General features: G+C 64.6%; 19 protein-coding genes. 2 read left to right on the forward strand and 17 right to left on the reverse strand.

The genetic code is table 11. The features are described 5' to 3' along the window. On the forward strand, positions 1-1,059 hold the full coding sequence (locus tag J2Z17_RS15535; protein WP_209946539.1) for a 3-carboxy-cis,cis-muconate cycloisomerase: 1,059 nt from the start codon (positions 1-3) through the stop codon (positions 1,057-1,059). A 6-nt stretch (positions 1,060-1,065) separates the two neighbouring features. Here the strand turns inward: J2Z17_RS15535 and phnN are convergent, their stop codons facing one another. The 14 genes from phnN to phnG form a co-directional block, all read right to left on the reverse strand. Further along, on the reverse strand, positions 1,066-1,653 hold the full coding sequence (gene phnN / locus J2Z17_RS15540) for a phosphonate metabolism protein/1,5-bisphosphokinase (PRPP-forming) PhnN (RefSeq protein ID WP_209946540.1): 588 nt from the start codon (positions 1,651-1,653) through the stop codon (positions 1,066-1,068). Beyond that, a complete protein-coding gene (locus tag J2Z17_RS15545; RefSeq protein ID WP_209946541.1) occupies positions 1,653-2,792 on the reverse strand; it encodes an alpha-D-ribose 1-methylphosphonate 5-triphosphate diphosphatase in 1,140 nt (379 codons plus the stop codon). The genes phnN and J2Z17_RS15545 overlap by 1 nt, the downstream gene beginning before the upstream one ends. Positions 2,793-2,811: 19 nt before the next feature. Further along, positions 2,812-3,501 (reverse strand): DUF1045 domain-containing protein, encoded by a 690-nt coding sequence (locus tag J2Z17_RS15550; RefSeq protein WP_209946542.1) that lies wholly within the window; start codon positions 3,499-3,501, stop codon positions 2,812-2,814. Positions 3,502-3,527: 26 nt separating this feature from the next. Continuing rightward, the gene (phnE, locus tag J2Z17_RS15555) at positions 3,528-5,030 is read right to left on the reverse strand and encodes a phosphonate ABC transporter, permease protein PhnE (RefSeq protein ID WP_209946543.1); all 1,503 of its coding nucleotides are present in this window, start codon (positions 5,028-5,030) and stop codon (positions 3,528-3,530) included. Positions 5,031-5,042: 12 nt separating this feature from the next. Continuing rightward, positions 5,043-6,008, reverse strand: a complete 966-nt coding sequence (gene phnE, locus J2Z17_RS15560) for a phosphonate ABC transporter, permease protein PhnE (protein WP_209946544.1) — start codon at positions 6,006-6,008, stop codon at positions 5,043-5,045. Positions 6,009-6,116: 108 nt separating this feature from the next. Then, positions 6,117-7,025, reverse strand: coding sequence for a phosphonate ABC transporter substrate-binding protein (gene phnD, locus J2Z17_RS15565; RefSeq protein WP_209946545.1), 909 nt, complete (start codon positions 7,023-7,025; stop codon positions 6,117-6,119). Between the two features lie 98 nt (positions 7,026-7,123). Beyond that, on the reverse strand, positions 7,124-7,960 hold the full coding sequence (gene phnC, locus J2Z17_RS15570) for a phosphonate ABC transporter ATP-binding protein (protein ID WP_209946546.1): 837 nt from the start codon (positions 7,958-7,960) through the stop codon (positions 7,124-7,126). A gap of 117 nt (positions 7,961-8,077) precedes the next feature. Continuing rightward, a complete protein-coding gene (locus J2Z17_RS15575) occupies positions 8,078-8,698 on the reverse strand; it encodes a DapH/DapD/GlmU-related protein (protein WP_209946547.1) in 621 nt (206 codons plus the stop codon). Continuing rightward, positions 8,695-9,402 (reverse strand): phosphonate C-P lyase system protein PhnL, encoded by a 708-nt coding sequence (gene phnL / locus J2Z17_RS15580; protein WP_209946548.1) that lies wholly within the window; start codon positions 9,400-9,402, stop codon positions 8,695-8,697. The genes J2Z17_RS15575 and phnL overlap by 4 nt, the downstream gene beginning before the upstream one ends. An 18-nt stretch (positions 9,403-9,420) precedes the next feature. Continuing rightward, the gene (gene phnK, locus J2Z17_RS15585) at positions 9,421-10,197 is read right to left on the reverse strand and encodes a phosphonate C-P lyase system protein PhnK (RefSeq protein ID WP_209946549.1); all 777 of its coding nucleotides are present in this window, start codon (positions 10,195-10,197) and stop codon (positions 9,421-9,423) included. Between the two features lie 346 nt (positions 10,198-10,543). Next, the gene (locus J2Z17_RS15590) at positions 10,544-11,443 is read right to left on the reverse strand and encodes an alpha-D-ribose 1-methylphosphonate 5-phosphate C-P-lyase PhnJ (RefSeq protein WP_209946550.1); all 900 of its coding nucleotides are present in this window, start codon (positions 11,441-11,443) and stop codon (positions 10,544-10,546) included. Between the two features lie 142 nt (positions 11,444-11,585). Continuing rightward, the gene (locus tag J2Z17_RS15595; protein WP_209946551.1) at positions 11,586-12,692 is read right to left on the reverse strand and encodes a carbon-phosphorus lyase complex subunit; all 1,107 of its coding nucleotides are present in this window, start codon (positions 12,690-12,692) and stop codon (positions 11,586-11,588) included. A 4-nt stretch (positions 12,693-12,696) separates the two neighbouring features. After that, positions 12,697-13,305 (reverse strand): phosphonate C-P lyase system protein PhnH, encoded by a 609-nt coding sequence (gene phnH / locus J2Z17_RS15600; protein ID WP_209946552.1) that lies wholly within the window; start codon positions 13,303-13,305, stop codon positions 12,697-12,699. After that, complete coding sequence (gene phnG, locus J2Z17_RS15605; protein WP_209946553.1) at positions 13,302-13,775, reverse strand: phosphonate C-P lyase system protein PhnG; 474 nt, start codon at positions 13,773-13,775, stop codon at positions 13,302-13,304. Before phnG ends, phnH begins: the two co-directional genes overlap by 4 nt. 96 nt (positions 13,776-13,871) lie before the next feature. On the opposite strand from phnG, the gene phnF reads away from it, so the two are divergent. Next, positions 13,872-14,612 carry a phosphonate metabolism transcriptional regulator PhnF gene (gene phnF, locus J2Z17_RS15610; RefSeq protein WP_209946646.1) on the forward strand — a complete coding sequence of 247 codons (741 nt, stop codon included), beginning with the start codon at positions 13,872-13,874 and terminating at the stop codon, positions 14,610-14,612. Positions 14,613-14,634: 22 nt separating this feature from the next. Here phnF and J2Z17_RS15615 read toward each other — a convergent pair whose 3' ends face one another. The 3 genes from J2Z17_RS15615 to J2Z17_RS15625 are packed head-to-tail and all read right to left on the reverse strand — an operon-like array spanning position 14,635 to position 17,920. Continuing rightward, positions 14,635-15,270, reverse strand: coding sequence for a 2,3-bisphosphoglycerate-dependent phosphoglycerate mutase (locus J2Z17_RS15615; RefSeq protein ID WP_209946554.1), 636 nt, complete (start codon positions 15,268-15,270; stop codon positions 14,635-14,637). A gap of 23 nt (positions 15,271-15,293) precedes the next feature. Further along, a complete protein-coding gene (gene dapB, locus J2Z17_RS15620; RefSeq protein WP_209946555.1) occupies positions 15,294-16,115 on the reverse strand; it encodes a 4-hydroxy-tetrahydrodipicolinate reductase in 822 nt (273 codons plus the stop codon). Next, entirely contained in the window at positions 16,112-17,920 is a 1,809-nt protein-coding gene (locus tag J2Z17_RS15625) for an ABC transporter ATP-binding protein (RefSeq protein ID WP_245224139.1), read from the reverse strand. The genes dapB and J2Z17_RS15625 overlap by 4 nt, the downstream gene beginning before the upstream one ends. Positions 17,921-17,944 lie beyond the last annotated feature (24 nt).

Raw genomic sequence — 17,944 nt, forward strand, 5'->3', positions numbered from 1 at the left:
ATGGCGCTGACAGGTCTTTCCTTTCTCGACCGGCTGCTGGGCGATGCCGAGATTGCCAGCCTGCTGTCCACCGAAGCCGACCTGGCAGCCATGCTCGCCTTCGAAAAGGCGCTGGCGCGGGCCGAGGCCGCCGTCGGCATGATCGGTCCGGGTGCTGCGACCAGCATCGCTGCGGCCATCGACCGTTTCACGCCCAATCTGGCGCGCCTGACCGATGCAGCCCTGCGTGATGGCGTTGTCGTGCCCGATCTCGTCCGGCAGATCCGCGAGGCCGTCGGCGGTGAAGCTGCAGCCGCGGTCCATATCGGCGCGACCAGCCAGGATGTCATCGACACGGCGCTGGCCCTGACGCTGAAGCCGGTCTTCGACACTTTCGAAGAGCGGCTGACGGCGCTCGACGCCGTGTTCGACGATCTGATCGAGCAGTTCGGCGATGCGCCGCTGATGGCGCGCTCGCGCATGCAGGCGGCGATCGAGATCACGGTCGGTGACCGGGTCAGCAACTGGCGCATGTCGGTTTTGCGCGTGGCCGAGGATTTGCCCCGGGTCCGTGCGGCGATCGAGATCCTGACGCTTGCCGGTGCGGCCGGTACCGCCGAGAAGTTCGGCGGCAGCATCGACCCCGTTCGCGCGCACATGGCCGACGCGCTTGGCCTTGGCGTTCCCGACTATGTGCCGCATGCCGATCGTGGCCGCATCGCCGACCTTGCCAACTGGCTGTCGCGGTTGACCGGGACGCTCGGCAAGATCGGGCAGGATGCGGCGCTGATGGCGCAGAACGGCATCGGCGCGATCAAGATCTCCGGCGCCGGCGGTTCATCGGCCATGCCGCACAAGCAGAACCCGGTGCGGGCCGAATTGCTGGTCACGCTGGCGCGCTACAATGCCACCCAGCTCTCGGCCATCCATCAGGCACTGGTGCATGAGCAGGAACGGTCCGGCAGTGCCTGGACGCTGGAATGGCTGGTGCTGGCGCCGATGGTCGAGACGGCGGGGGCCGCGCTTCTGCACGCGCAATCCATGCTGTCGGCCGTGGAAAGGATCGGCGACCCGCGATAAGCCGGCTCAGGCCGTCTGCGGGGCGCCGAGCAGGGGGGAGAGGGTCGCCACCAGCTGGCGTGTGGCGGTGGCGAGGTCCTCGCTGTTGTCGATCGTCACGACATGAAAGGGGCCTCGTACCTCCAGCGAGCCGCGCTTCAGCCGCCGCAGGATGTCCTCGCGGGTCTCGCGCCCGCGCTTCTCCAGGCGCGAGGCCAGAACTTCGGGCCGCGCCACGATATTGATCACCAGCAGCGGATCGAACACCTCGGCGAAGCGGGGCAGTGCCGAGCGCGAACCGTTGGCGATCACCAGATGGCCGAGCGCCAGCTTCTCGTGGACAGCTGCCGGAATGCCGTAGCGCAGACCATGCGCATCCCAGGAGACGGCAAAGGCGCCGGCATCCTTGAGGGCCGCGAATTCCGGATGCTCGACGGCGCGGTGGTTTTCGCCGCCCGCATCGACCGGCCGGGTGATCACCCGCTGGACCAGATGCAGGTCGCCCCGCGCGCCGAAATGGGCGAGCGCCTCGTTCATCAGCGTATCTTTTCCCACCCCGCTCGGCCCCACGACGGCCACCAGCGTTCCGCGGCCTCTTGCTCCGTCATCCGGCATCAGGCCACCCGCTCGCCTTCCCGCCAGACAGAGCGCACAACCGGCACGCCTGCTGTGCGGCGCACCCGCACGAGATCGGCGCGAAGCCCCACGGCAATGCGGCCGCGATCGTCGAGACCGACGGTCCGGGCCGGTGTTGCGGTCACCATGGCCAGCGCCTGCGGCAGGGAAATGGCGTCGAAATCGTCCGCCAGGACGAAAGGCGCGTGCAACAGGCTGAGCGGAACATAGTCGGACGAAAGCACGTCGAGCACGCCGCGCTCGGCGAGGTCACGGGCGGCGATATTGCCGGAATGCGACTTGCCGCGCACCACGTTCGGCGCGCCCATCAGCACGCTCATGCCGGCGCCATGGGACGCCTCGGCGGCTTCCATGCTGGTCGGAAATTCCGCCAGCCTCACGCCGTGGCCCTTGGCTTCCTCGACATGGGCAAGCGTCGCATCGTCATGGCTGGCCACGGTGATACCGCGTTCAGCGCAGAGTTTGGCAAGCGTATTGCGGTGCAGATCGGAATAGCGGGCCGACATGGCACGGCGTCCCTCGACGAAGCGGGCGAAGGCCTCGTCCGACAGGCCGCGCTTGGTCTTGTAGTAGAGGGTGTATTGCTCCATCGTCTGGAACTGCCGCTGGCCCGGGGAATGATCCATCAGCGAGGCCAGCCGCACGTGACTGTCCTTCTCGAAGTCCGAGACATGATCGAGCACATTGTCGGACGCGACTTCACAGCGCAGGTGGATGAAATGCTGTGCCCGCAGCCGGTCGTCGCGCTCGGCCGCCTGGATCGCATCCGCCATGCCCCGCATCTCGCCGCGGTCGAAACCGCCGTCCTCGTCCGAGCCCATCCGCAGGCAGTCGAACACCGTGGTGATGCCGGAGGTCACCACCTGGGCATCATGCGCCTGGATCGCCGAGGTCTTGTCCCAGCGCACGCCGGGCCGCGGTGAATAGTGCGATTCCAGGTGGTCTGTGTGCAGCTCGACAAGGCCTGCTATCAGGTAGTCGCCACCGAAATCCTCGCCGATACCGATGGCGCCTTCCGCGATCTCGGCGATCTCGCCATCGCGGACGACAACGGATCCTTCAAGGATCCGGTCCTCCAGAACGATGCGGGCATTGGACAGGACGAGTTCAGTCGGCATGGGTCTTGGCTTTCAGATGTCAGGCGCCGGCAAGCGGCAGCCAGGAGTGGACGGAAAAGGGTTCGCCGCGGGCCGTCTCGACGTAAAGTCCGAGACCGCCGATCTTCAGCGGCCGGCCGGTGAAGGTGGCAAAGCGGCGGTGCAGGATGTCGCCCATCGCGGGCTGTTCGGCGACCGGCACCTGGCCGGTCAGCGTCATGTGGAAACGGAAGGTGTCGAAGGCGTAGGGGTAGCCCCAGCGCATCAGGTTTTCGTGCTGCTCCGGCGTCAGCCTCTCCGGCTTGCGGCGGGCGATGTCGGCGTCGCTGAGGGGCGCCCGGAACGGCTCGAAGGTTTCGACTACCGATGCGGCGAAATCTTGCAGCTGCGGATAGACCTCTGCCGGCACAATGGCAAAAAAGGCCCCGAGCTGGCCAATCACCGCATTCGGGATCGCGAAGCTACGGGTTGTCTTGCAGAACGCCGCGAGAGCTGCTTCGAGATCGGCCTGCGACTGTCCTTCCGCCAGAGCAAATGGCGCCTTCAGCGTGGCGTGGAAACCATAGCGACGCGGATCGGCCGTCAGCTCGACGAGCCGCTCGGACGTCAATTCCGGCACGGGCTCGGGAGAAAAGGTCTGCCCGGTAAAGGCATTGCGGCCAAGCCAGGCGCTGGCGGCAAGGGTCAGCGGATCATCGGCGGGCGGCGTGAAATAGACTGCGTAGCGCAATGGAAGGTCCTAGCGGGTGGTTGTCGTCACGATCGTTTGCGGGTTCCCATGAGTCGGGAGCGCAGCGCATTGGAAAGCGTATCGAAGACAAATACAACAATCAGAATGAGCACCACCATATAGCCGACATTTTCCCAGTCCTGGTTGGTGCGCATGGCTTCCCAGAGTTTCAGGCCGATGCCGCCCGCACCGACGGCGCCGATGATGGTGGCCGAGCGCGTGTTCGATTCCCAGAAATACAGCGCCTGGCTGGCAAACACCGGCAGCACCTGCGGCAGCACGCCGAAGCGCTGGATGGAAAGCGGCGAGGCGCCGACCGACTTCACGCCCTCGCGCTGCTTGTCGTCGATGTTTTCCAGCGCCTCGGCATAGAGCTTGCCCAGCGTGCCGGTGTCGGTGAAGAAGATCGCCGCGATGCCGGCAAGCGGCCCCGGACCGAAGGCGCGGGTGAAGAACAGCGCCCAGATGAACATGTCGACCGAGCGCTGGAAGTCGAAGAAGCGCTTTGTCACCTGGTTGAGCGGCTTGTTGCGGGTAATGTTGCGCGCCGCGATGAAGGCCAGTGGGAAGGCGATGAGCGAGGCAAGCAGCGTGCCGACAAAGGCCATCACCACGGTCTGCAGCAGCTTGCTCCAGACATCGAGATGCTGCCAGGACGGATTGTAGAGAAAATCGTTGATTGCCAGCGACAGGTTGCTCTGCGCCGGGTCCAGGCGATCGCCCGACCAGATCAGCCGGGCGATCTGCCCCCAGCTTTTGCCGAAAAGCCTGCTGTCGATGTCGAAGAAGAAATTCTCCCAGCCGAAATAGCGCTTGTGCACCTTGATGGCGTCGGAGCGTATCTCGGCCCAGCCGGGAAAGCCGAAGGAGACGACGACCTTCTCGCCGGGGGCCCGCTGGGTGGCCCAGTCGGGAAGCGCGCCGCTGGGGGTGACGCTGCCGTCGGCGCCGAATTTCAACTGCAGCCGCTGATCGCCATGGGTGACCATCACCTCCGGCGGAGAGACGTCGATCGCGCTCGTCCGGCTCATCTGCACCAGCGCATGGCTGACCACGGTTTCGGTGCGCGTCTCGGTCTTCTCGGCAGTCTCTGCGTCCGCGGTGCCGCGATTGACGGGGGCGACGAAGGAAAAGGAGGATTTGGGCTGCGCAGGGGCAGCCTCTGCCGACCCGCCCGTCTCGATCGTCCGGGTCACGGTCTTCGTCTCGGTGACCAGCCAGTCGGGGTCCGGGTTGGGACCGATCGGGTCGTAGCGTCCCCATTTCACCTGCATGGTGCCGTCGGCGGCGATGTCGATGTCCGGCCGTTCCTCGTAGGACACCCAGTCGGCGAGATAGATGCTGGCAATGCCCCAGTTGGATGTTGAAAGCACATGCCCGATGGCGAAGAACCACCAGCAGAACAGAAAGTAGAGCGCGATCGTGACAGCCGCGATCGGGATCCGGTAGACCGACCAGAAGCGCGGCTTCATCAGGTCAGGATGGCGCGCCTCGATGGCGGACAGTTCGGCCATGGTCAGTGTGGTCATGTCCGTGATCTCCTATGCCACCGCCTGGAAGGCCTGGTCGCCGACCAGCTTGCGCCTGAGGAAGGCCGACAGATTGTCGACGGCAATGATGGTGATGAACAGCAGCAGCACGATCGCCAGCGTCTTTGCCTCGTGTCCGCGGCTGATCGACAGCCGCAACTGCTCGCCGATGCCGCCGCCGCCGACGGCGCCGATAATGGTCGAGGCGCGTACGTTGATTTCCAGGCGCAGCAGGAAATAGCTGACGAAATTCGGCATGACCTGCGGCACCATGCCGAACCAGACCCGCTCGATCCAGCTGGCACCGACGGCGCGCAAACCCTCGTCCGCCTTCATGTCGGCATTCTCGATCACTTCGAAATAGAGCTTGCCGAGCGCGCCGATGGTATGGATCGAAACCGCGATCATCGCCGGGATCGGCCCGAGCGACAGGATGGCGAGGAAGAAGCCGGCCAGCACGATTTCGGGAAAGGCGCGCAGCACTTCCATCACCCGGCGCGCGGCGCCGCGTACCCAGGGATTGGGCATCATGTTGCGGGCGGCAAAGAACGACAGGACGCCGCCGAACAGAAAGCCGATAATTGTTGCCGCCAGCGCGATGTTCAGCGTTTCGGCCATCTTGTAGAAATATTCGGGGATATAGAGGCTCTGCGTGATGTAGTAGCGCCCCTCCGGATAGTCGTATTTCAGGCTGCCGTCGTAATAGGGCGAGGCGCGGTCGAACATCGCCCGCCAGACTTCCAGCGTATCCCTGGGAACGAGGTCGCCGATAAAGTCGAAGACATGCGGCAGCCGGTCGAAGAACTTGCCCGAATTGCTCGCATTGGCAAACCAGAGTGATCCGCCGAGCGCAAACGCGAGGAAGAGGATGGCGACGGCCGTGTAAAGCCGCCGGCTGCGCGCCAGTTCCTGCCAATGGCGCTCGATCAGGGCACCGCCTTCTCCAAGTTCAGGGGTCTGGATGGTCAGGGAAGACATGGAAACGGCTACCTCTCGGCGAGGGATGCGGGTGTCGCACGAAAATCAAATCGGCGCCGCCGGGAGCGTCTCCGTCCCGGCGGCGTGTTTGTTCGGGTGGCTGGCGTATCAGCCGCCGATGGTCGCCTTGCGGGCGTCGATGATCGGCTTGTAGAAGTCGACATTGACCTCGGCATAGCCTGTGTAGTCACCACCTTCGACAGCGGCGAAGCAGGCCGCGTCGGTCTTCGGAAGGGCCGTGAAGAAGTCCTTGATCCTGGTCTTCATGTCGGCGTCCATCGAGGAGCGAACGACGATCGGGCCGTTCGGGATCAGCGGCGACTGCCACAGCTCGACCAGGTCGTCCATGTTGAGTTCGCCCTTGTCGACCATCTTGCGCAGATTGCCGGAAGTGTAGCCGTCCTTGAACTCGCCGACGCCCGATGCCCAGGTCGTGCCGGCGTCGAAGGTGCCCTTCAGCACTTCGAGAACCAGGTTTTCATGACCGCCGCCGAAGCCGGTCGAGGCGACGAATTCCTTGATCGGTACGCCGCCGAGGGCTTCCGGCAGGGTAACCGTCGGGATCAGGTAGCCGGAGGTGGAGTCCGGATCGGCAAAACCGAGCTTCTTGCCCTTGATGTCGGTGACCTTGGTCATGCCCGAATCCTTGCGGGCAACCATGACCGAGTGATAGCCCATCGAGCCGTCGGTCTGGACGGTCGTCAGGATCGGTTCGACGGCCTTCGGGTCGGACAGATAGGCCTTGGCATAGCCGGACGCGCCGAGTTCGGCGAAATCGAGCGTGCCGCCGAGCAGGCCCTGGATCACGCCGTCATAATCGGCGGCCGGGAACAGCGAGACCTTCTCGAAGCCGAATTCCTTCTTCAGGTCGTCCTGAAGGCACTGGTAGTTGCGCAGGCGGTCGGCTTCGTTTTCGCCGCCGAGGATGCCGACGCGAAATTCCTTCAGGTCTTCGGCAGCAGCAACGCCGGCGAGCGACATGAGCGCGACGGTGGCAAGCAGGGTCTTCTTCAACATGAGCTCATCTCCAGTTCGTCCGGCTGACCGCCGGCGGATGACATTGGGAAAGGCGCCCTTGACGCGGGCATACGATCTTGCGGGGCTGAAGGCGTCGCTCAGACGGCCAGCGCCTCGGCGGATTTCATGGCGGCCGGGCGTTTGACCGGCTTGTTGATGGCGGTCGAGGTCATGCTTTCGTCGATCTCGTTGCCGGAATTGTCGGCGCCGTAGATCAGCCGAACGGCCTCGCTGGTTAGCTGTTCGGGTGGACCGTCGAACACGACCCGGCCGCCCGCCATGCCGATGATGCGCTGGCAATAGCTGCGGGCGGTGTCGAGCGTGTGCAGATTGGTGACGACGGTAATGCCTTCGCGCGCGTTGATGTCGCGCAGCGCATCCATCACGATCTTGGCGTTCAACGGGTCGAGCGAGGCGATCGGCTCGTCGGCCAGCACCATTTTCGGCTCCTGCATCAGCGCCCTGGCAATTGCCACACGCTGCTGCTGGCCGCCCGACAGCGTGCCGGCCGGCTGCAGTGCCGTCTGCTCGATGCCGAGACGCTCGAGCGCGGCGATCGCCATGATCCGCTCTTCGCGGGAGAAGATGTTGAGCACGCTCAGCGTCGTCGAACGGTGGTTCAGCCGGCCGAGCAGCACATTGGTCAGCACATCGAGGCGCGGCACGAGGTTGAACTGCTGGAAGATCATCGCGCAGTCGCGCTGCCAGTTGCGCAGGGCCTGACCCTTCAGCGACGACACCTCCAGATCGCCGAAGCGGATCGATCCGGAGGACGGGTCCGCCAGCCGGTTGATCATCCGCAGCAGCGTCGACTTGCCCGCCCCGGAACGACCGATCACCCCGACCATCTGTCCCTGCGGGATGACGGCGCAGACATTGTCCACGGCCGTTTTCGGGCCAAAGCGTCGGGTCACGTTTTTCAGTTCGAAATGCATGCGCGCGTCTCATTCGCGGTGAAAATATACCCCCCGGATTATCGGGGCTGAATGAAGTGCGCGTGTCAGTTCCATGAACGAATTGTGAAATTGCCGAGGCCTTGCGGGCCAGGGCCCTCAGCTATATTTCGCGATGAAGCGCTGGGCGGAAAGATGACGGAAATCTGACAAGGCGGCATGCAGTCTTTCATGCTGCCAGTCCCACCAGCAAAGGGCGTCCATCGCAGCTCCGAGTTCGGCCGAAAACCGCTCCCGGATCAGCTTGGCCGGCACCCCGCCGACGATCGTGTAGGGGGCGACATCCCGGGTCACGACGGCGCCCGTTCCGATCACCGCGCCATTGCCGACGGTGATCCCGGGCAGGATCGTCGCGCCATGGCCGATCCAGGTATCGTGGCCGATTATGACGGGCGCGGCACGCCGGGCTTCGAAGAAGTCGGTCTCGTCCTCCTCGACGCCCGGCCAATAGTCGCCGGCCCGGTAGGTGAAGTGGTGCAGCGTCGCCCGCTCGACCGGATGGTTGGTCGCATTGGAGCGCACGAAGGAGGCGATGTTGGAGAATTTGCCGATCACGGTATTCCATAGATGGCCGTGTTCCATGACGTAGGAATAGTCGCCGATCTCGCAGTCGCGGATGCGGCAGAACTCGGCCACCTTGGTAAAGCGACCGAGCCTGCTGTTTTCGACCGATGCGCTGTCATGGATCGCCGGCACCTCGGACAGGGGCAGGCGGCTCATGCGGCGGCCTTTCGCGGCGAGAAGGCGCTGACGTCGAGAATACGGTCGGCGACGATCTCGCGCACTTCCTCGTCGTGGAAGATGCCGAGCAGGGCGACACCCTCGCGCTTCTTGGCGCGGATCATGTCGACCACGACCCCGCGATTGGTGGCGTCCAGCGAGGCGGTCGGTTCGTCGAGCAGCAGGATGCGGTGATCGGTGATGAAGCCGCGGGCGATGTTGACGCGCTGCTGCTCGCCGCCGGAAAAGGTGGCCGGCGGCAGGGTCCAGAGATCGCGCGGCAGGTTCAGCATGTCGAGAAGTTCTTCGGCCCGAGCGCGGGCCTGTTCCGCGTCGACACCACGCGCAAGCAGCGGCTCGGCAACGATGTCGAGCGTGCCCACCCGCGGCACGGTGCGCAGGAACTGGCTGACATAGCCGAGCGTCGCGCGCCGGATGTCGATGACCAGCCGCGGATCGGCGGTCGCCAGATCGACGATGCGTCCGTCATGCTCGACCAGGATCTGGCCGGTGTCGACGCCGTAATTGCCGTAGACCATCTTCAGTATCGAGCTCTTGCCGATGCCCGAGGGACCACCGAGTACGACGCATTCACCCGAGGCGACCGAGAAGGTGACATTGGAGACGACCGGCAGAGTGAGCCCGTCGCGCAGATGCATGACGAAGCTCTTGGCGACTTCGGAAACCACGAGAGGTGTAGCCATCGTTGAAAAATCTCCTTCTCAGACCTGCAGGATCGACGAGACCAGCAGCTGGGTATAGGGCTGACGCGGATCGTCGAGCACCCGGTCGGTCAGTCCATGTTCGATGACATTGCCGTCCTTCATCACCATCATCCGGTGCGACAGCAGCCGGGCGACGGCGAGATCGTGGGTAACGACGATCGCCGAAAGACCGAGATCGTGCACGAGGCCGCGCACCAGATCGAGCAGGCGGGCCTGCACCGAGACATCGAGGCCGCCGGTCGGCTCGTCCATGAAGACCAGACGCGGGCCGGTCACCAGGTTGCGGGCGATCTGCAGGCGCTGGCGCATGCCGCCGGAAAAGGCGCGCGGCTGGTCGTCGATCCGGTCGGTGCTGATCTCGACACGCTCCAGCCAGTCGCTCGCCGTCTCGCGGATCTTGCCGTAATGCCGGTCGCCAACCGCCATCAGCCGCTCGCCGACATTGGCGCCGGCCGACACCGTCATGCGCAGGCCATCGGCCGGGTTCTGGTGGACAAAGCCCCAGTCGGTGCGCATCAGCAGGCGCCGCTCGGCCTCGCCCATATGGTAGAGTTCGCGGTACTGCCCGTCGCGCATATGGTATTCGACGCTGCCGGTGGTCGGCATCAGCCGCGTGGAAATGCAGTTGAGCAGGGTGGTCTTGCCCGACCCGCTCTCGCCGACAATCGCCAGCACCTCGCCCGGCCAGAGGTCGAAGGAGACGTCGGAACAGCCGATCCGGTTGCCGTAGAACCGCGAGAGATTGCGGACTTTCAGAAGTGGTGTTTCGGTCATCGGCCGGTCTCCTCGGAAGGGATGGTGAAGGGGAGGACGAGCTGTTGGGAGCGTTGGAAAGCGTGCCGCTGACACCGGAAGCGTTGTGCGCTGAGCTCACCCCCCTCTGGCCTGCCGGCCTGTTGGGTCGAGCCACGGGTCTCGACCCGTCCTTCGGACCCCACCTCAAGGGGGGAGATCACCCTACGGATCTCTCCCAAAGCCTCTCTTCTCTCACCGTCGCGGCAATCGATCTGTGGCGGTTTGGCCGGGCGATCTCGCCCAGCTGATCTCCCCCCTTGAGGGGGAGATGCCCGGCAAGGCAGAGGGGGGTAGCCCGGAACGCCGGTTTGCCGATCAAACACCATCACTCCGCAGCCTCCTTCGCCTGACCCAGCTCGCCGACATGGCCGGCCTCACGGCGCTCCTCGCAGTGATCGGTGTCCGAGCAGACGAACATCCGCCCGCCGCGATCATCGAGGATGACTTCGTCGAGATAGACCTGTTCGGCGCCGCATAGCGCGCAGGGCTTGTCGAATTTCTGGATCTCGAAGGGATGATCCTCGAAATCGAGGCTCACGACCTCCGTATGGGGCGGAACCGCGTAGATGCGCTTCTCGCGACCGGCGCCGAACAGCTGCAGGGCGTCCGACATGTGCATTTTCGGGTTGTCGAATTTCGGCGTGGGCGACGGGTCCATCACGTAGCGGCCGGCCACCTTCACCGGATAGGCATAGGTCGTGGCGATATGGCCGTTGCGGGCGATATCCTCATAGAGTTTCACATGCATGAGGCCGTATTCCTCGAGTGCATGCATTTTGCGGGTCTCGGTCTCGCGCGGTTCGAGGAAGCGCAAGGGTTCGGGGATCGGCACCTGGTAAACCAGCACCTGATTTTCCGAGAGCTTTGCCTCCGGGATGCGGTGGCGGGTCTGGATGACGGTCGCTTCGCTTGTATGCGTGGTGACGGCAACATTGGCGACCTTCTGGAAGAAGGCGCGGATGGACACCGCATTGGTGGTGTCGTCGGCCCCCTGGTCGATCACCTTCAGCACGTCGTCGGGTCCGAGGATCGAGGCGGTGACCTGCACGCCACCCGTGCCCCAGCCATAGGGCATCGGCATTTCACGGGAGGCGAAGGGGACCTGATAACCCGGAATGGCGATCGCTTTGAGGATCGCGCGACGGATCATCCGCTTGGTTTGCTCGTCAAGATAAGCATAGTTATAGTTAGCGATGTTAGTACTTTTTGAAACTTTTTGCGTCATTATGCGTTGTCCCCGTCGAATAGGAGATGGCAGTCATGGATACCGCAACCCTCGTTACAGTGTTTTTCACCGTCATGGTCATCAGCACGGTCACGTGTGCCGGCTGGTTTGCAATCACCAAGCATTAAACGCAGGTTGCCGGTCATTCGGCGGCCTCTTTGTGCTCGCCATTGCTTGATCGCCGGGCCTCGTGTTCGCGTCGCATGCGCCGGACAAGGTCAAGTTCGGCCTGGAAGTCGACGTAATGCGGCAATTTCAGGTGTTCGACGAAGCCGGTGGCCTGGACATTGTCGGAATGCGAGATGACGAATTCCTGGTCCTGCGCAGGCGCTACGATATCCTCGCCGAATTCCTCGGCCCGCAATGCCCGATCCACGAGTGACATGGCCATCGCCTTGCGCTCGCTCTGGCCGAAGACCAGACCGTAGCCGCGGGTAAATTGCGGCGGCGCCTTTGACGATCCCTTGAACTGGTTGACCATCTGGCATTCCGTGACACGGATGCGGCCGAGCGAGACGGAAAGACCCAGTTCCGCCGCGTCGAACTCCACCTCCACTTCCCCGATCCGAATTTCCCCGACAAAGGGATGGCTGCGGCCATAGCCGCGCTGGGTCGAATAGGCGAGCGACAGCAGGAAACCCTCGTCGCCGCGCGCCAGCGCCTGCAGGCGAAGGTCCCGCGACATCGGAAATTCGGGCGGATCGCGGGTGAGGTCGCCCCGCACGTGACCCTCCGGCATGTCGCCATCCGGTTCTATCAGGCCTTCCTGCGCCAGGATCTCGGAGACCCGCATCACCGGTTCGGCAGCGCCCGAACGCTCCACCCCGCCATCGACCGTTTCGTCCTCCAGCAGCGAGGGGTCCAGCAGCCGGTGGGTATAGTCGAAGGTCGGGCCGAGAAGCTGGCCGCCCGGAAGATCCTTGTAGGTCGCAGACACCCGGCGTTCGACCAGCATGTCGGCCGTCTCCACCGGGTTCGAATAGCCGAAGCGCGGCAGGGTGGTGCGATAGGCGCGCAACAGGAATATCGCCTCGATCATGTCGCCGCGCGACTGCTTGATCGCGAGCGCCGCCAGCGGGCGGTCATGCAGCGAGGCCTCCGCCATCACCCGGTCGACGGCGAGCGCCAGCTGCTGGATGATCTGGGCGACGGTCATTGCCGGCAGGTCGCGGTCGCCGCGGCGGCGGTCGGCAAGCAGGCGGTGGGCGTTGGCAATGGCGGTCTCGCCACCCTTTACGGCAACATACATGGGCTCACGCCTCCGCAATCGTGATCTTGGTGGTGCGCGGCAGGCAGGCAAGCCGGTTGCCGCAGGTCAGGACGAGGTCGATGCCGCGCGGGAAAATCGCCTGGTTCTCGGCCCAGTAGGCCAGAAACGGATCGGGCAAGCCCTTGGGTGCCAGCGTCGCCGTCTGCTTTATCCCCGGACCCGAAAGCGTCAGAACCGGACCGCCCTCCAGCCGGGCGACCTCGATCACGACGGTGGTCGAGCGGTCGGGATATTCCTGCGTTCCCGTCGAAAACAGGCCGAAGGGCGGGATCGAGACGCCGGCCTCGAAAAAGGCAAAACGGCTCTCGGCCTTTTCCCGGGTGACCGAGGCGCCGGTGTGAAAGCCGATCCAGGCCGGCAGTGCCGATTTCAGCAGCGCGGGCGACAGGAAAACCGGCGTGTCGTGGTCGCAGAGCGTCAGCGCGAGCGCTCCGGCCGCCTTGCTAAGCGGCGGGGGAGGGCCGACCTGCGTTTCGAGGGTGGAGATCGTGCCGGGCCTCGCCATCGCATCCATGACACTGCGGAACACGGCCTGTGCCTCGAAGACCGGCTCGGAAAACCCGCCGGACAGGGTTGCCATGTCAGCGCTCATTTGTCCTCTCCGCGCACCATTGTGAAGAAATCGACCCGGGTCGCCGCCGTCTCGGCGCGCGTCTGCCGGTCTGCCTCGGCAAGCCGTTCGGCAATCGGGCCGAGCAGCTGCGTCTGGATGGCGTGCATCATCTCCGGCTTCTGGCCGAGCGCATCGAAGATCGCCGCCAGCCGCACCTTTCGGCTGTCCGTGCCGAGTGCATAACCGTGCCCGACAAGAGTATCGTCCACACGCACGGAGGCTCTGGTGACGGTCACCTCGCCGAGGTTGAAGGGCGATCCGCCACCGCCGGTGCGACCGCGCACCATGACCAGTCCGGTTTCCGGGCCGCGCACGGCGGCCACCGCAGGCTTCGGCTCCAGGCGGTCCCAGGCGGCCTGAAGCTCGCGCAGCTCCGCCTTGGCCAGCAGATCGAGCGCCTGTTTTCGCACAAGCTGTTCGGATTGTTGCGTTTCGCCCGCAGTTGCCATGTTCCCATTCTCCGCTTGCGTCGAGTCGTCTAGTTATATAGACAACTAGACGATGTGATTATGGTTCTAGAATTCGCCGGTGACAAGCGTGTGACAGTGGCAGGGGCAAATTTCATGCAGCGACAGAATGGCGTGGCGCTCTGGCGCCAGATCGCCGACCGGATCCGCACCGCGATCGCCGATGGCACCTATGACCAGACGGGCCGCCTGCCGGCCGAGGCCAGGCTTGCCAGCGAATTCTCGGTCAACAGGCATACGGTGCGGGCAGCTCTGGCTTCATTGGCGCAGGAAGGCGTGGTTCGCGCCATCCAGGGCCGCGGCACCTTGATCGAAAGGCGTGACCGCATCAGTTTCCCGATTTCCAGCCGGACCCGCTTTACCGAGGGCGTCGCAGGGCAGGCGAGCAATCTGGAGGGCCTGCTGCTCGATGCACAGGAGGAGGCGGCCAGTCCGGAAGTGGCGCGCGCGCTGCAGGTGGGGGAGGGAAGCGCAGTCCTCAGGCTCGAGACCGTGCGCAAGGCCGATGGCCGGCCGCTTTCGGCTGCAACGGGCTGGTTTCCGCTGCCGCGCTTCGCGGGGCTCGTCGATGCCTATCGCCGCACCGGCTCCATCACCCGCGCCTTCGCCCTTTGCGGGCTCGCCGACTATCTGCGGGCCCGCACGGAGATCAGCGCCACCCATGCGGAAGACAGGGATCTTCAGGCTCTGGGCCTGACACCGGGGGCCATTGTGCTGGTATCGACCGCCGTCAATGTCGATCTCGACGGCACGGTCGTCCAGTATGCGGTCAGCCGGTTTCCGGCGGACCGCGTGCAACTGACCGTCACCGGGGGGTGACGGCCGGAATTGACGCCGAGGCTCAGTGTGCGGCGGACATGTCGCCGAGCACCACCTTCGACGCAACCGTCGAGTCGGCATTGAGCTTGTAGACCATAGGCACGCCGGTCGCGAGGTTGAGCTTCAGGATCTCTTCCTTGGTCATCCGGTCGAGCACCATGACGAGGGCGCGCAGTGAATTCCCATGGGCCGCGACCAGCACGGTCTCGCCGCGCAGCACGCGGGGCAGGATATCGGTCATGAAATAGGGCCAGACGCGGGCGCCGGTGTCGCGCAGGCTCTCGCCGCCCGGCGGCGGAACGTCGTAGGAGCGGCGCCAGATATGCACCTGTTCCTCGCCCCATTTTTCGCGGGCGTCGTCCTTGTTGAGGCCGGAGAGGTCGCCGTAGTCGCGTTCGTTCAGTGCCTGGTCGCGGATCGTCTCGAGATCCGGCTGACCGACATTGTCGAGCACGATCTGGCAGGTCTTCTGGGCGCGGGTCAGGTCCGAGGTATAGGCGATGTCGAACTTGATGCCGGTATCGGCGAGCGCCTTGCCGCCGGCATTGGCTTCCTCCACGCCGAGTTCGGTCAGGTCCGGGTCACGCCAGCCGGTGAACAGGTTCTTCAGGTTCCATTCGCTCTGGCCGTGGCGCACGAGCACGAGTGTACCGCTCATGGGTATTTCCTCCGAGGCTGTAATCAGGATGATGAAAGCCCGAGCACGTCGAGCATGGAATAGTAACCGGGCTTCCTGTCGCGGGCCCAGAGTGCCGCCTTCAGCGCGCCGCGGGCAAAGATCGTGCGGTCGAGGGCGTTGTGGGAGAGCGTGATCAGTTCGCCTTCGCCGGCGAGCACGACCGAATGATCGCCGACGACGGAGCCGCCGCGCAGCGTGGCAAAGCCGATGGAGCCCTGTTCGCGCGGGCCGGTATGGCCGTCGCGGACGCGAACGGAATGATCGGCAAGGTCGATGCCGCGGCCGGCGGCCGCTGCATCGCCGAGCAGCAGCGCGGTGCCCGACGGCGCATCCACCTTGTGCTTGTGGTGCATTTCCAGCACTTCGATATCCCAGCCCGCCGCATCGAGCGCCTTGGCCGCCTGCTTGACCAGGACCGACAACAGATTGACGCCGAGGCTCATATTGCCCGACTTGACCACCCGCGCATGCCGGCCGGCCGCCTCGAACTTCGCCTCGTCGTCGGGCGAGCAGCCGGTCGTGCCGATCACGTGGACGATCCGCGCCTGGGCGGCGAGCGCGGCAAACTCGACCGAAGCCGCAGGGGCGGTGAAATCGATGACCCCGTCGGCGGCCAGAAAGGCTGCGAGCGGATCGTCGGTGACGGTAATGCCGATCGGGCCGAGCCCCGCGATTTCGCCGGCATCGCGCCCTATCGCCGCCGCCCCCGGCCGTTCGACCGCTGCGTGCAGCACGGTGCCCTCAGCCTCGTGGATGATGCGGATCAGCGCCTGGCCCATACGGCCGGACGCTCCGACCACGACGAGTTTCATGGCATCCGTCATCCGTTTTCCTTTTCCGTGATATCGTCGCGAATGGCTGTCGCCTGCAGGCTGTTGAGGCGAGCGTAAAGTCCATCCGGACGGCGCGCAAGCTCCTCGTGGACGCCTTCTTCTGCGACCTGTCCATTGTCCATGACGATGATCTTGTCGGCCTTGACGATGGTCGAAAGCCGATGGGCGATGACGATCACGGTGCGACCGCCCATGGCCTCGTCCAGTGCCTTCTGCACCGCGGCTTCCGACTCGGTGTCGAGCGCCGATGTCGCCTCGTCGAGCAGCAGGATCGGCGCGTTGCGCACCAGCGCGCGCGCGATCGACAGCCGCTGGCGCTGGCCGCCCGACAGCGTCGTGCCGTTTTCGCCGACGGGGGTGTCGTAGCCCTGCGGCTGGGCCAGGATGAAGTCATGCGCATAGGCGTGACGCGCCGCCACCTCCACCTCCGCATCGGTGGCATCGGGCCGGCCATAGCGGATATTGTCGCGGATCGTGCCTTCGAACAGGTATGGCTGCTGCGACACATAGGCCAGATGCCGGCGCAGCGATGCCTTGGTTACCTTGGCGATGTCCTGCCCGTCGATCAGGATCTGGCCTTCGAGCGGATCGTAGAAGCGCGGGACGAGCGTGATGATGGTCGACTTGCCGGCACCGGAAGGTCCGACCAGTGCCGTCGTCCTGCCACCCTCGGCGGTGAAGTTCACCCCCCGCAGGATCGGCGGGTTCTTGCCATAGGCAAAGCTCACATCGCGAAACTCGATCTTCGCCTCGCTGACGACCAGCGGCTTTGCTTCCGGCGCCTCGCGCTGGTGCGACTGGGTGTCGAGGATCTCGTAGATCATCCGCGCATTGACGGTCGCCCGTTCCATCTGCACCTGCAGCTTGGCCAGGCGCTTGGCCGGGTCATAGGCCATCAGGAAGGCTGCGATGAAGGAGAAGAAGGCGCCCGGCAGCATGTCGCCATAGATCGAGCGATAGGCGGCATAGGCGATCACGCTGGAAATCGCCAGGCCCGCAAAGCTTTCGGTCAAGGGGGAGGTGCGCTCGCTGAGCCGCGCGATACGGTTCGCCCGGTTTTCCGCGGTGCGGATGATGCCGTCGACCTTGTGCGTCAGCTCCGCCTCCATGGTGAAGGCCTTGACGATGGCGATCCCCTGGACGGTTTCCTGCATGGCGCCGAGCACGCGGCTGTTTTGCACCACCGCCTCCTTGGTCGCGGTGCGCAACCGCTTGGACACGTAGCGCAGGGCCAGCAGCAGGGGAGGCGCGACGACGAAAACGATCGCGGTCAGGACCGGATCCTTGAACAGCATGACCCCGACCAGCGCGATCAGCGTCAGGAAATCGCGCGCCATCGAGGTGACCGTGAGGTTGAGAACGTCACGGATGCCGTTGATGTTCTGGCTGATCTGGGCCGACAGCTGGGCGGATCGCGATTCGGTGAAATAGCCGAGCGACAGGGTCATCAGATGCGAAAACAGCCGTCGCTGATAGGTGGCGACGATATTGTTGCCGATCTTCGACAGGATGACGGCCTGCCCGTAGGAGGCAAAGCCCCTGATCACGAAGGCCGCGAAGATCGACAGGCAGATCATCCAGACGAGATCGGCGCGGCGATTGGCGAAGGCTTCGTTGATCACCGCTTCCATGATCCAGGCACTGAATGCGGTGGTGGCGGCAACGAGGGCGAGGCAGAAGATCGCCGCGGCATAGGATCGCCAGTGATCCCTGCCGTTTTCCGAAATGATCCGCTTGAGGATGCGGGTCACGCCCTCGGAATCAATCGGCTTCGTGATCTGCGTGTTGACTTTCAATAGCCGGTTCCTTGGATTGCGTCG

Source organism: Heterorhizobium halophytocola (genome assembly GCF_017873095.1).
GTDB classification, from domain to species: domain Bacteria; phylum Pseudomonadota; class Alphaproteobacteria; order Rhizobiales; family Rhizobiaceae; genus Allorhizobium; species Allorhizobium halophytocola.